Source organism: Halodesulfurarchaeum sp. HSR-GB (assembly GCF_031432215.1).
GTDB lineage: Archaea > Halobacteriota > Halobacteria > Halobacteriales > Halobacteriaceae > Halodesulfurarchaeum.
Map to the genome: position 1 here is coordinate 616,764 of NZ_JAVKGN010000001.1, position 12,869 is coordinate 629,632.

Annotated in this window: 14 protein-coding genes; 8 read left to right on the forward strand and 6 right to left on the reverse strand. The window is 66.9% G+C overall.

All coding sequences use genetic code 11. The annotated features are described in order from the left end of the window. Window positions 1–13: 13 nt before the first annotated feature. Both RH831_RS03300 and RH831_RS03305 read left to right on the forward strand, forming a co-directional pair. Window positions 14–1,108 carry a 60S ribosomal export protein NMD3 gene (locus tag RH831_RS03300; RefSeq protein WP_310552848.1) on the forward strand — a complete coding sequence of 365 codons (1,095 nt, stop codon included), beginning with the start codon at window positions 14–16 and terminating at the stop codon, window positions 1,106–1,108. After that, window positions 1,101–2,120, forward strand: a complete 1,020-nt coding sequence (locus RH831_RS03305) for a class I SAM-dependent methyltransferase family protein (protein WP_310552849.1) — start codon at window positions 1,101–1,103, stop codon at window positions 2,118–2,120. The genes RH831_RS03300 and RH831_RS03305 overlap by 8 nt, the downstream gene beginning before the upstream one ends. Window positions 2,121–2,275: 155 nt before the next feature. Here RH831_RS03305 and RH831_RS03310 read toward each other — a convergent pair whose 3' ends face one another. Beyond that, window positions 2,276–2,482 carry a hypothetical protein gene (locus RH831_RS03310; RefSeq protein WP_310552850.1) on the reverse strand — a complete coding sequence of 69 codons (207 nt, stop codon included), beginning with the start codon at window positions 2,480–2,482 and terminating at the stop codon, window positions 2,276–2,278. A gap of 40 nt (window positions 2,483–2,522) precedes the next feature. After that, on the reverse strand, window positions 2,523–2,696 hold the full coding sequence (locus RH831_RS03315) for a DUF5786 family protein (RefSeq protein WP_310552852.1): 174 nt from the start codon (window positions 2,694–2,696) through the stop codon (window positions 2,523–2,525). Window positions 2,697–2,792: 96 nt separating this feature from the next. Here RH831_RS03315 and RH831_RS03320 point away from each other — a divergent pair, with 96 nt between their 5' ends. Both RH831_RS03320 and RH831_RS03325 read left to right on the forward strand, forming a co-directional pair. Beyond that, window positions 2,793–3,587, forward strand: coding sequence for a PHP domain-containing protein (locus tag RH831_RS03320; RefSeq protein WP_310552853.1), 795 nt, complete (start codon window positions 2,793–2,795; stop codon window positions 3,585–3,587). 32 nt (window positions 3,588–3,619) lie between these two features. Further along, window positions 3,620–3,781: a DUF6757 family protein gene (locus tag RH831_RS03325; protein ID WP_310552854.1), complete on the forward strand. Its 162-nt coding sequence runs from the start codon at window positions 3,620–3,622 to the stop codon at window positions 3,779–3,781. Here the strand turns inward: RH831_RS03325 and alaS are convergent. Beyond that, a complete protein-coding gene (gene alaS / locus RH831_RS03330; RefSeq protein WP_310552856.1) occupies window positions 3,778–6,552 on the reverse strand; it encodes an alanine--tRNA ligase in 2,775 nt (924 codons plus the stop codon). The genes RH831_RS03325 and alaS overlap by 4 nt on opposite strands. 46 nt (window positions 6,553–6,598) lie before the next feature. Then, on the reverse strand, window positions 6,599–7,576 hold the full coding sequence (locus RH831_RS03335) for a replication factor C small subunit (RefSeq protein ID WP_310552857.1): 978 nt from the start codon (window positions 7,574–7,576) through the stop codon (window positions 6,599–6,601). Window positions 7,577–7,692: 116 nt separating this feature from the next. Between RH831_RS03335 and RH831_RS03340 the strand changes: the two genes are divergently transcribed. The 4 genes from RH831_RS03340 (at window position 7,693) to arsM (ending at window position 10,694) form a co-directional block, all read left to right on the forward strand. After that, on the forward strand, window positions 7,693–8,820 hold the full coding sequence (locus RH831_RS03340) for a polymer-forming cytoskeletal protein (RefSeq protein WP_310552858.1): 1,128 nt from the start codon (window positions 7,693–7,695) through the stop codon (window positions 8,818–8,820). A 40-nt stretch (window positions 8,821–8,860) separates the two neighbouring features. Then, complete coding sequence (locus RH831_RS03345; RefSeq protein ID WP_310552859.1) at window positions 8,861–9,058, forward strand: ubiquitin-like small modifier protein SAMP2; 198 nt, start codon at window positions 8,861–8,863, stop codon at window positions 9,056–9,058. Beyond that, window positions 9,055–9,429: a GNAT family N-acetyltransferase gene (locus RH831_RS03350; RefSeq protein WP_310552860.1), complete on the forward strand. Its 375-nt coding sequence runs from the start codon at window positions 9,055–9,057 to the stop codon at window positions 9,427–9,429. The genes RH831_RS03345 and RH831_RS03350 overlap by 4 nt, the downstream gene beginning before the upstream one ends. 83 nt (window positions 9,430–9,512) lie before the next feature. Next, window positions 9,513–10,694: an arsenite methyltransferase gene (arsM, locus tag RH831_RS03355; RefSeq protein WP_310552861.1), complete on the forward strand. Its 1,182-nt coding sequence runs from the start codon at window positions 9,513–9,515 to the stop codon at window positions 10,692–10,694. Here the strand turns inward: arsM and RH831_RS03360 are convergent. Together RH831_RS03360 and RH831_RS03365 are read right to left on the reverse strand one after the other, a co-directional pair. Continuing rightward, window positions 10,691–11,248 carry a mechanosensitive ion channel domain-containing protein gene (locus tag RH831_RS03360; RefSeq protein ID WP_310552863.1) on the reverse strand — a complete coding sequence of 186 codons (558 nt, stop codon included), beginning with the start codon at window positions 11,246–11,248 and terminating at the stop codon, window positions 10,691–10,693. The two genes, arsM and RH831_RS03360, sit on opposite strands and share 4 nt — an antisense overlap. 56 nt (window positions 11,249–11,304) lie before the next feature. Further along, window positions 11,305–12,681 (reverse strand): phosphoglucomutase/phosphomannomutase family protein, encoded by a 1,377-nt coding sequence (locus RH831_RS03365; RefSeq protein WP_310552865.1) that lies wholly within the window; start codon window positions 12,679–12,681, stop codon window positions 11,305–11,307. Window positions 12,682–12,869 lie beyond the last annotated feature (188 nt).

Here is a 12,869-nt window from a genome sequence, read left to right on the forward strand (position 1 = left end):
CTACCCCGGGCCAATGACGACCGAGTCCGGGGTCTTCTGTCCCCGCTGTGGTTCGCCCGTCGACCCCGAGCAGGCTGCGGCCTCGGAGCGCGGGCTCTGTACGGACTGCTATCTCGAAGACTTCGATCTCCTCTCGGCCCCCGAAACCGTCGAAGTGACCGTCTGTGCCCGATGTGGGGCGGTCAAGCGCGGCGAGAAGTGGGTCGACGTGGGCGCGCGTGACCTCACTGACGTGGCGATCGAGGAGGCCACGGCGGCCGTCTCGGTCCATCGGGACGCCGAGGACGTCTCCTGGACGGTCGAGCCCGAACAGATCGACCGCAACACCATCGTGCTGCACGCGACCTTCACGGGCGTGGTGCGCGGCCGCGAACTCACCGTCGAGCGACCGATCCGGGTCGCGATCGGCCGGGGCACCTGTCGCCGGTGTGGGCGCATCGCGGGCAACTCCTATGCGAGCATCGTCCAGGTCCGGGCGAGTGGCCGCACCCCTCGATCTGAGGAAGCCGACCGGGCCGTGGAACTGGCCCACGAGATCACGACCGAGATGGCCGAGGGCGGCGACCGCGAGGCCTTCGTCACGGAAGTCAACGACTCGGGACACGGTCCGAACATCAAACTCTCGACCACCAAACTCGGGCGGCGGGTGGCCACGAAACTCCGCGAGGAGTTCGGCGGCTCGATTTCCGACTCCGAGACCCTGGTGACCGAGGACGGCGACGGCAACGAGGTCTACCGCGTCACCTACGCCGTGCGACTGCCGGCCTTCCGGCCCGGGGACGTCATCACGGTGCCCGAGGCCACCGGCCCGGTGCTGGTCCAGGGCGTGCGGGGCAACCTCAAGGGAGTGGAACTGGGGAGTGGGGAGCCATACGAAATTGCCTTCGACGACGGTCGAGTGCCCGACGCCCAACTGGTGGGCAACCGCGAGGACGCCGCCGAGACGACGGTCGTGGCCGTGCTCGACGAACATGCGGTCCAGGTGCTCGATCCCGCGACCGCCGAGACTCGAACTGTCTCTCGTCCGTCGTACTTCGACGCCGACGCCGCAACCGTCTCCGTGATTCGCATTGACGGTGACCTCTATGTCCTCCCCGACAATGAGTAATCTCGCCGCAGTCGTCGCGAAACCGGACGTCGAGGTCGCCATCGCCTCGCTGCAGGAGGAAGGCATTCACGACGAGAGCCGTCGCCTGGTGGAACAGGACGACGAGACGGTTGCGATCCCGATCACCGATCCCCCGGCTGCCACCCGGGTCCGGGACGTGATCGAACAGGTCGATCCGGAGCCCCGAGCGCCGGATCTCCCGACCCTGCTCGAAGCGCGTGGGTTCTCGCCCGCGGAGATCGAGGCGGCGCCGAGTTCCTGGGCGGTTATCGGCGACGTGATCCTCGTCCAGTTCGGGGAGTGTGAGCGTCGCGAGGCCGTGGCCGAGGCGCTTCTGGAGCTCCATCGCGGCGCGGACACCGTCCTCCACCGGGCGGGGATCGCGGGCGAGAAACGCGAGCCCACAGTCGAAGTCGTGGCCGGGTCGGGCGACACCGAGACCGTCCACACCGAACACGGGACGAAGTACGCCCTGGATCTCGCTCGGGTGATGTTCGCGCCCGGGAACAAGACCGAACGGGCTCGCATGGGGGAGGTCGTCGAGGCGGGCGAACGCGTCCTCGACATGTTTGCGGGCATCGGCTACTTCTCGCTCCCGATGGCCCGGGCCGGTGCGCAGGTCACGGCCGTCGAGAAGAACCCCACGGCCTTCCAGTACCTCTCGGAGAACGCCCGGCTCAACGACGTGACAGACCGATTGGAACTCATACTGGGGGATTGTCGCGAGGTCGTGTCCGTTCGCGCCGAGGCGGGCGAACAGTACGACCGAATCGTGATGGGCTACTACGACGCCTCCGAGTACCTCGACCCGGCCATGGCAGTTCTGGCACCCGGCGGAACAGTTCACATGCACGAGGCCACCCCCGACGCCCTGCTCTGGGATCGCCCGGTCGAACGCCTGGAAGCCGCCGCCGAGACAGCCGGCCGAACCGTGCTCGACATCGACCGGAGGCGGGTCAAAACTCACAGCGAGGGCGTCACCCACGTCGTGCTCGACGCCACGATCGAGTGACGGGAGCCTGTGTTCGACGGCCCGGTGGGGACAGGGAAACGGCTAACTCGCTCCAGGAGTAGCACTTCGTATGGACCGCGAACAACTCATGGCACTGTTTCTGGTCATACTGATGCTCGGCTCCGTCCTGGCCTACGGCGTCTCGTTCTTCTGAGCTACGTCGAGTCGTCGAGTGCCTCGACGTCGGCCGCCGTCGCTTCCTCGGGCAGGGCCTCGATGCAGTCAAAACAGAGCAGGTGCTCGGACCCGTCGGGTAGTTCCAGGGTCATGCCGCTCGTGTGAGTCGGCTCCGTCGACCAGATGTTCGCGATGCCGCCGGCGACGGATATCTCGACGCCACACCCATCACACGTCTGGGTCATGCCCGGACCTGGGGCCCGAACGGGAAAACGCTGGGGACGATCACTCGTCGCTGATCTCGTGGAACTGATCGAGCAGCGCCTCGGCGGACTCCCCCGAGTCGAACTCGACCGAGCCGTGATAGTTCGACCGGGTGTCCGCCTCCGAGAGGTCGACGGTCGAGTTCTTCCGCTCACGCCGCTCGTGCTCCTGCTCGTCGTACGCACCTAGTGACATGGGAAGTGTACCCACAACTTGTGTGGGTGTGGTTATCAATGTATCGGCGATTTCCGCCGGCGAAAGGCGTATGCACTCGCCCGTTCCCGGTTCGGTATGGTCTATGCGGATCTCCACGTCCACACCGAGAACTCCGATGGCACCCTCTCCATCGAGGCGGTGCCGCGGGCCGCCAGGGCTGGGTCCGTGGCTGTGGTGGGCGTGACCGACCACGATCGGCCCCATCCCGCCCTCGAGGCTCCGGTCGTCGAGCGCGACGGCGTGACCATCGTGCACGGCATCGAGTTGCGGGTCGAGACCCCGACCCAGCGGATCGATCTGCTGGGCTATGGCCTCGACCCGACGCCGGAACTCCGGGCTGAGACCGAGCGGTTGGCCCGGAATCGCCGTGAGCGGGCCCACGAGATCGTGGATTGCCTGGAGGCCGAGTTGGGCTGCAGCCTCGAGCTCGAAATCGACGGCCGAACCGGTCGCCCACACATCGCCCGGGCGGTGGTCGAACACCCGGAGACGGACTACGAGGCGGTCGAGGGGGTGTTCCAGGAACTGATCGGGACCGACCGCCCCTGTTTCGTTCCGCGGGCGATCCCGGATTTCGACCGGGGCGTCGAACTCCTCTCGGGGGCCGCGGACCTGCTCAGCCTGGCCCACCCGTTTCGGTACGCCGACCCGGCCGCCGCGCTCGCCCGCTGTGGCCCGCTCGATGCGGTCGAACGGTACTATCCCTACGGGCGTGACGTGGTGGACCAGTCGCTGCTCGAATCGGCTATCGAGGAACACGACCTGCTGGTGACTGGCGGGAGCGACGCCCACGGCACCGAACTCGGGGCAGCCGGCCTCGATCGGCCGGACTACGAATCCATCGCGGCCCGGATTTCGCCCGAGCCGTGAGGTTCAGGGTGCTCGGGCCGTTTGAGTCTCGTATGGAGTGTCACTACTGTGGGCGCACCGCCGACGTCACCGTCGAATCCGACGGTGTCCGGGTCGGACTCTGTGAGGACCACTTCAAGGAACGGCTCGAGGAACTCTCCGAGTCGTCGGCGTTCGAGGACCTCCAGGACGAACTCGATATCGACCGCGCCTAGTTGGCTTCGGCCCGTGACTGCAGGAGTTCGGGCACTGCCTCCAGGGCCTCGTCCAGCGCGTCGACGTTCGGCCCGCCGCCCTGTGCGAAGTCAGCCGGGCCACCCCCGCCGCCGCCGACTCGACTGGCGAGTTCGGAGACGACCGCACCGGCATTGACCGGGGCGCCGTCCGGTGCGGCGACGACGAACTGCGCCCCGTCGACGCCGCTTGCGACCACCGCTATCGTGCCGTCCTCGGCGAGGGCGTTGGCCGTCGCCCGGAGTTCGTCCATGTCCACGTCCAGGCGTTTGATCACGGCCTCCCAGTCCCCGACCGAGACCCGTTCGCCGCTCTCGGCTCCGGCGGCCCGGGCCTCTGCGAGTTGTTCTTTCAGGTGTTCGATCTGCTTGCCGCGTTCCTTCCACTCCTCGAAGAAGCGTTCGGCAGTCGCCGGCACGTCGGCCGGCGAGACGTCGAAGGTTGCTGCAGCCGCCAGGAGATCCCGCTCCATCGACTCGACGTGCTCGATCGCAGCCTCGCCGGCGGCGAAGGTGAGTCGCTCGACCCCGTCCTGTACCCGTTCGGTCGAGAGGATCTTGATCGCGCCGATCTCGCCCGTGCGAGCGACGTGGGTCCCGCCACAGGCCTGTACGTCCTCGCCGACGTGGATCAGGCGGATGTTCTGCCCGGCCGGAATGCCACCCTGGTAGAGGTCGAAGCCGTAGGTCTCCTCGGCTTCGTGGCGGTCCGGCCACTCCTGATGGACGTGGAGGTCCTCCATCACGGTCCGGTTCGCCCGCCGCTCGATCTCCTCGATCGTCTCCCGGTCCAGTCGCTCGAAGTGCCGAATGTCGATTCGCGAGGAATCCGTGCCCTTCTGGGCTCCGGCCTGTCGGACGTGATCGCCCAGGACCGACCGGGCGGCGTCGATGACCACGTGGGTGGCGGTGTGATGGCGCATTAAGCGTCGCCGGCGCTCCACGTCGATCTGGCCGGTCACGAACTCGCCCTTGCCGGGGTTGTCGTCCGTGTGGTGGCGGATCACGCCGTCCTCGATCTGCACGTCACGGACATCGACACTGGTTTCGCCGGTCGAGAGGGTTCCATGGTCGGCCGGCTGGCCCCCGCCTTCGGGGTAGAACATGGTCTGATCCAGGACCACGTCGTAGCCGTCCTCGCGCTCGAAGACGTCGAGGACGATGGCCTCGAACTCGGTCCGGTACTGGTCGTCGTAGTAGAGCCGTTCGGTTTCGGGCAAATCGCCAAACCGCGAATCGCGGGTCTCCTGGGCCGTCTCCCCGCCCTCCTTGTCGTGTCGCTCGGCGACGAGACCGTAGAAGTTATCGGGGGTCTCGACCGCGACGCCGTACTCGGCGGCGATCTCCTCGACCATGTCCGGCTGGATGCCATGCGAGTCATAGAGCTCCACGAGGGCCGCCTCGGGGATCGGCGTGCCGGACTCGGCGTGGTCCTCGGCGAGTTGGCGCACCCGTCGGCCACCCCGTTCGAGGGTCTCCTGGTACTTCTCGACCTCCGACTCGACGATGTCCCGGATCGTCTCCCGGTTCTGATACTCCAGGCGCTCGGCCTGCATGTCGACCAGGTCGGCGATCGGAACCTCGATGTCGACCGATTCGAGGAGCCGGACGGTGCGACGGAGGACCATCCGGGCCAGATACCCCGTGCCGACGTTCGAGGGGACGATCCCGTCCCCGAACATGTATGCGAGCGTGCGGGCGTGATCGGCGATCGCGTAGATGTCCTCCAGGGGCGACATGAGCTCGTCGATGTAGGCGGCATCGACGTCTAGCTCCGCGGCGATCGTCTCCCGGGCGGCGTCCACGTCCTCGACCTCGTCGATGTCGAGTCGGCCGGCGAGTTTGGAGGCCCGATGGATCAGTGCCTCCTCCTCTGCGGTGAGTTCGATCGCCGCCTTCTCCTTGAGGAACTCGATCATCTCGGGGTAGATCGCCTCGTAGACGGTGGGTGTCCCCTGGCTCACCCAGGTCCACCGCTCCAGCCCGTAGCCCGTGTCCACGATGTAGGTGTCCATCGGGCTGTAGCGGTTGCCGTCTTTCATCTCGTACTCGCCCTCGGGGTCCTGCTCCATCGACATGAAGACGAGCGTGGCGAGTTCCGCCCCGCGGTACAGGACCTCGAAGGCCGGGCCGGCGTTGCCCCCGCCGACCCACGGGTCCTCGATGTAGGTGATCTCCTCGGGGTCCACACCCATCTCGACGAAGAACTCATCACAGAGTTCGACGGTCTCGTCCTTCCAGTAGACCTCGCCGTCGTAGGCGTACTCCTCTTCTGCGTCCTCGCGGACGTTGAAGGTGTGATGGGCCATCATTTCGAAGGCCATCGTGTGTCGACCCGTCTTGCCCACGTTGTCGATGTCCTGCATCCGGATGCAGGGCTGGCTGATCGTCAGCGGATTCGCCGGTGGCGGGGTCTTCCCGCTGGTCACGAGGGGCTGGAAGTCATAGATCGAGGCCTGGGTGAGCAACACGTCGTCCCGCCAGCGGTTCGCGGCCACTGGGTAGGGTTCGATACGCTCGTGGCCGTGGGCCTCGAAGAAGGAGAGGAACTTCTCGCGCATCTCCTCGAGGGTGTACTCCCGGTCGAGGCTGGGGTTGTCGATGAACTCGTACTCGTCACAGGGGGGCTCCCCGCAGGTCTCCCGGTCGGGATCGCGAGTCCAGAAGAAGCTCCCGCATTCCGAACACTGCTTCCGGACAAAGTCCTCCGTCTCGAAGTATTCGAGACGGTAGGCCTCCTCGAGGTCGCTCATTGCAGGGTAGTGGCCGATGCTGGGGTAAAACAGTTCCGGGACCGTGTTACTGCCCGTCGTTGGCGGCCAGCGCGACCGACGCCAACAGCGCTTCGAGCTGGACCTGCTCGTTGGCCCCGGCACTGATGCGGTAATCGGCCTCGCCCAGCCGGTCCATAAGCTGCACGGCGGCCGCCTCGTCCAGATCGAACTCCCAGACCGAGCGGTGGAGCTGATCGATGATGTCCCCGCCGGCCAGGCCCCGCTCGGTGATCAACTCGACCAGTCGCGCCCGCGCCCCCGTGAAGTCCCCGTCGAGGGCCCGCTCGATCATCGCCTCGATCTCTTCGGGGCGAGCGGTGCTCGTGATCGCGTAGACGGCCTCCTCGTCGACGACGCCGCCGGACGCTGCGGCGGCCTGCAGTGCGTTGATGGCCCGTCGCATGTCCCCGTCGGCGGCATACGCCAGGGCCTCCAACCCCGTCTCGGTGAACTCGATGTCCTCGATCTCGGCGATCTCACGGATCCGGTCGATCACAGCCGCGTCGTCGATCGGCGAGAACCGGAAGACGGCACAGCGGGACTGGATCGGGTCGATGATCTTCGAGGAGTAGTTACAGGAGAGGATGAAGCGGGTGTTCTTCGAGAACTGCTCCATCGTGCGCCGAAGCGCTGATTGAGCGTCTTGTGTAAGCGCGTCAGCCTCATCAAGGAAGATGATCCGATAGTTGTACCCGCCAAAGGAGGTGCGGGCAAAATCCTTGATCCGCTCGCGAACCACGTCGATCCCGCGCTCGTCGGAGGCGTTGAGTTCGAGGAAGTTCTCCTGCCAGTCCTCGCCGTAGAGTTCCTTGGCGATGGCCTGGGCTGTTGCCGTTTTCCCGGTCCCGGCTGGCCCCGCAAAGAGCAAGTGCGGGAGGTCGTCCCGTTCGACGTAACTTTGCACCCGCGAGATGATCGCGTCGTGGCCGACCACGCCGTCCAGGCGCTCGGGCCGGTACTTCTCGACCCAGATCTCCTCGCGCCCGGCCGCGGACTCTGTCATGGCCCGAATTGGGTCCCTCGTGTTCTTAAAGTCCCCGAGACGGTGTGGCGGGCTGACTTCGGTCTGCCATTTCGTGTCAGCATATATTTATTGTTTGTCCAATCTAATATGAAGGCATGAACCGTCACACTTCTCGCCGTCGAATCGCCGTCGTCCTCCTCGTCGTCTTGCTGACGCTGGGTCTTGGAGTCGGCCCGGCCGTCGCCCAGAGTGGGGGCACCGACTCGACGATGATGAGCGGCACCGTGATCGTCGACGCGGACGAGACCGTCGAGGGCTTCACGGTGATGGCGGGGACGATCGTCGTCCGGGGCACCGTCACTGGCGATCTAGAGGGCTTTGGCGGTGACGTGGTCGTCGCCGAGTCAGGGATCGTGCAAGGCGATTTGAGCGTGGCGAGTGGCTCGCTGCGGATCGCCGGCACCGTCGATGGCAGTGTCTCGGCCGGCACGGGTTCGCTCGTCCTCACGCCGACGGGCCGGGTCGGCGGTGACTTCTCGGCCGGTGCCGGGTCGGTCCGCATCGAGGGGCAGATCGACGGTAACGCGGACGTGGGGGCCGAGACGATCACGCTGGGGCCGACCGCGGTCATCGGCGGTGAACTCCGGTACGACGGCGCGCTCACCCAGCAGACCGGCGCGACCGTCGGCGGGTCGGTGGTCCAGGACTCCGAACTCGGCACCTTCGGGCCAGTGGGTGTCTCTGGCTACTCCTGGCCGACGATGGGCTGGCTCGACGCCGTCTATGGTCTCTTCGCCAACCTGCTACTGGGCGCGGTCTTGCTGTTCCTCCTCCCTTCGTTCTCCGAGGGGGTGGCGACCCGGGCCACCGAATCGACCGGTCGCTCCGCGCTCGTCGGGCTCCTCGCGCTGCTGGGAATTCCGGTCGTTCTCGTGCTCATCGCGGTGACCATCGTCGGCATCCCACTCGCGGTGCTGGGCGTTTTCGCCTACCTCTTCCTGCTCTGGGCGGGGGTGGTCTATGGCGAATACGCCGTCGGCCACTGGCTTTTGGCCCGGCGGACCGACCCGCCGAACCGGTGGTACGCACTCGGCCTCGGACTCCTGCTCTTCACGATCCTCGGGGCCGTCCCCCTCATCGGTGGCCTGTTCGTCCTGGCCGCGCTGCTGGTGGGGATGGGCGCGCTGGCGTCGGTACTCTGGGGTTCGGCCCGCCGGCGACGCGGTTCGGGTGCAACGCCAACGACGGCCACTGACGACACGGACACGGCCGCCCCGGCCTGAGCCGGCACCCCTATTATCGTCGGTCCAATATCCCGGCCCAATGCAGGTGACCGTAGACGTGATCGGCGAGGGAAGCGAGACGGTCACAGTCGATGACCCCGATTACGGGGACCTCCTTGCGGCTGTCGATCTCAGTCCGCACGAGGCCAGCGTGTTCGTCGACGGCCAGCCCAAACCGGCCGATGGCACCGTCACCGAGGCCGAGGTGGAGGTCGTCCGACTCGTCCGCGGCGGATGATCGTCGAACCGGCCCAGGCGGGTGAGCTGGCGGCCGTGATGAACGTGCTCGACGGGGCGGACCTGGCCATCGAGGTCGGCCTCGTGGAACAAGCGATCGGGGCGGAGCAGGTACTTCTCGCCCGATCGAGGGCGGGGACGGTGCTGGGCGCGCTCGTCGGCCGCGCATGCGAGGACTCGACCCGGATCGAGGCCATCGCGGTCCGACCGGGCCGGCGGGGACAGGGCATTGGCACGGCACTGATCCGCGCGGCGGGTGAGCGATGGGGCACGCTGACGGCCGAATTCGACCCGCCGCTTGCACCGTTTTATCGCCAGGCCGGATTCGAGATCGAGGGGGCGAAACGCCTTCGCGGTCGGCGAGATCGCTGAATCGACGCGTCGGCTTCTCCAGTCCTCCGGGCCCGGGGACCACAACGCCTTTCTTCCATATGGTCATATGTACAAATACGCAAATGAGCCAGCAGCCCACCGACGAACCCACGAGCGAGCCGTGTTGTACAGCCGTTGAGCACGACCTCACGCGCGAGGAGATCGAGACCGACGTCGGTCGACTCGCCGCCATGGGGGCCGAGACACGTTACGAAATCCTTCGGCTCCTCGACGGGGCCCCCGAGCCCGTCTGTGCCTGTGATCTCACTCCCCATCTCGACGTGGATCAGAGCACGACCAGCCGCGCGCTCAAGCGCCTGTCCGAGGCCGGGCTCGTCGACCGGCGCAAAGACGGTCGCTGGCGGTACTATTCCGTGACCGACCGCGCGAAGCGCCTCCTCGACGCGCTGGACAGCGAGAGGGAGTTCGCCCGGGCAGATACGTCCCCTGCGGCCGGCGACAAGCGGGGTGCCGTCCGTGACCGGTACGGTGCGATCGCCTCCGGGTCAGCTGGTTCTCCGGAAGCCGAGGACGGATGTTGTGGCTCTTCGTCCGGCAGTAGCTCGTGCTGTGGCGATTCCTCCGGGGAGACCTTCGAGACGCGGCTGGGGTACGATCCGGCCCGCGTCGAGGCGGCTCCCGAGGGGGCGAACCTCGGGCTTGGCTGTGGCAACCCCCTCTCGATCGCCGACCTGTCGCCGGGCGAGACGCTGCTCGATCTCGGTTCCGGGGGCGGATTCGACTGTTTCCTGGCCGCCCAGGAACTCGGACCGACGGGGCGGGTGATCGGCGTGGACATGACTCCCGAGATGGTCGAGCGGGCCCGCCGGAACGCCGAGCGCTCGCCACACGACACTGTGGAGTTTCGGCTCGGCGAGATCGAGTCCCTCCCGGTGTCAGACGCCTCGGTCGACGTCATCACCTCGAACTGCGTCGTCAACCTCTCCACGTCGAAATCACGGGTGTTCGAGGAGGCCTTCCGGGTACTGAAGCCGGGTGGCCGACTCGCGATTTCGGACATCGTGCTGACCGAGCGCGGGCAGGCCGAACTGGACGACGCTGACCTCGATCAGTACGCGAGCTGTCTCTCGGGTGCGGTCACGATCGAGCGCCTCCAGTCGCTCATCGAGGGAGCCGGCTTCGAGTCGGTCTCGGTCCGGCCGAAAGCCGAGAGTGACGCGATCGTCCGGGAGATGTACGGCGAAGAAGGGCTGACTGATCTCGTTCACTCGGCGCACATTTCCGGGTACAAACCCGACCGCTAAGGCTGGTCGGCTTGCTGGGTCCAGCGCTTTTCGACATCGCGGTTCGCGACGACGACCAGGTCCCCGCTCGCAGCTCGAATCCGGGTCTTTCGGAGGTCGACCCGGACGATCGTCCCCGTGATCGAGGCCGTCTCCACGGCATCCCCGACGTTGAAATCGGGATCCCGGAGGAGATACACGCCGGCGACGGTGTCAGCGATCATCTCCTTGAGCGCGAAGGCCACTCCAAGTGCGATGAACCCGGTGGCGGTCCCCAGGCTGGCCGCGACCTCGCCCATCCCGAGGATCTTCAACAGGACGAGCAGCACCCCGAACCAGAGCAACCCGCCGATGATCACGATCGCGAGGTCCACGATCATGTCCTGTTCGGCCGGATATGCCCGATCGAGCACCCGACGCAGGACGCCCAAAATCGATTTGATCACCACCCAGGCCAGACTCACGAAGAGCAGCCCGGAGAACAACCGCGGGAGCGACTCGCGCAGGGCCGCGAGGAACTCCCCGAGAACGTCACTCCAAAGCGACGTGGCTGTCGCCCAGCCGAGCAGAGTCATGCCACAGTCTCCGACCAGCCGGGGCAAAAGTCCGGGGGCGATGAACAGAAGCCGGACTAGACGAGCGGTTCGACGAGCTCCTGACCGGCCTCGAGGAGGGCCTCGACCCGGGCTTCGCTTTCGGCCTCGGCGTAGACTCTAATTTTGGGTTCGGTCCCGCTCGGCCGGACCAGCAGCCACGAGCCGTCGTCGAGGAGCGCCTTGACGCCGTCTGCGGGGTTGACCGACTCGACCTCGCGGTCGGCGATCGTCTCCGGGAGGGACTCGGCCAGTTCGTCGATCACCCGGGTCTTCGCCGCGTCTGGGCAGTCCACGCTCACCTTGTCCTGGTGGATTTCGCCGTGTTCCGCCCGCAACTCGTCGAGCCGGTCGTCGAAGGGCTGCTCAGACTCGACGGCGGCCGCGAGCAGGCCCATCAGCACCCCGTCTTTCTCCCGGATGTGGCCCCGGATGGAGAAGCCGCCGGACTCCTCCCCGCCCATCAGCGCGTCGTGCTCCGCCATCGCCTGGGCGACCCACTTGAATCCGACCGGCGTCTCGATCACGTCCTCGCCGTGGGCCTGGGCCACCCGATCGATCAGGAAGGTCGTCGAGACCGTTCGAACGGCGGGTCCGGACTGGCTTTCGAGCAGGTAATCGTAGGTGGCGGCGAAAAACAGGTTCTCGTCGAGGGTACCCCGCTCGGGGGTGACGATCGCGACCCGGTCTGCATCACCGTCATTGGCGATTCCCAGGTCGGCGCCGGTCTCCCTGACCGCCTCCGCGAGGCCCGCGAGGTTCTCGGGACTGGGTTCCGGTGGCGTCCCGCCGAACGCCGCGTCGAGTTCGCAGCGCCGGCGCCGAACGCTGGCGCCGGCCGCTTCGAGCAACTGGTCGGTGACGCCGCGACCGCTGCCGTGCATGGCGTCATAGACGATCGAGAGCCCCGAGAGGTCCGGATCGAGCAGGTCCATCGCGTGCTCGGCGTGGGGGCCCTGGAAGTCCACTTCCCGGACGGTGCCCCAATCCGCCTCCGGGGCCGGGTTCGGCGGCGCGAGCCGCGATTCGATGTCCGCCGTGACCTCGGGCATCGCGGGGGCGGCGTCCGCCGGGAAGAACTTGATGCCGTTGTACTCCGGTGGGTTGTGCGAGGCCGAGATCACCAGTCCGCCGGCCAGGTCTCGGTCCCTGATGGCGTATGCCACGAGCGGCGTCGGGACGTCCCGCTCGGGGAGCAACACGTCGTGGCCATTGACCGCGAGCACGCGGGCGACCTCCTCGGCGAAGCCCCGTGAACTCTCCCGGGCGTCATAGCCCACCGCGACTGGCTCGCCGGCCGCCCCCTCGGCCGCGAGGTGGCTGGCCGTCGCCTGGGCGACCATCCGAACCCGTCGGTTCGTGAACGTATCCAGGGTCGCCCGCCACCCCGAGGTGCCAAAGGAGATCTGCTCCATAGCCGGTGGCTAGGGGCCGGTGGAAAAAACCGCTCCGGTCGTCGATGGCGGTCGAAAATCGCCGTTCCGTCGGCCGATTTCGCCGCTCGACTCCGCTCGTTTCGAATCACAAAACGGCCGTGTTGGATCTGTATTGGGCCGAAATCGGGGGTTTCACCGTTTCTGGAACCGCTTGCAGCCGGGCCCGA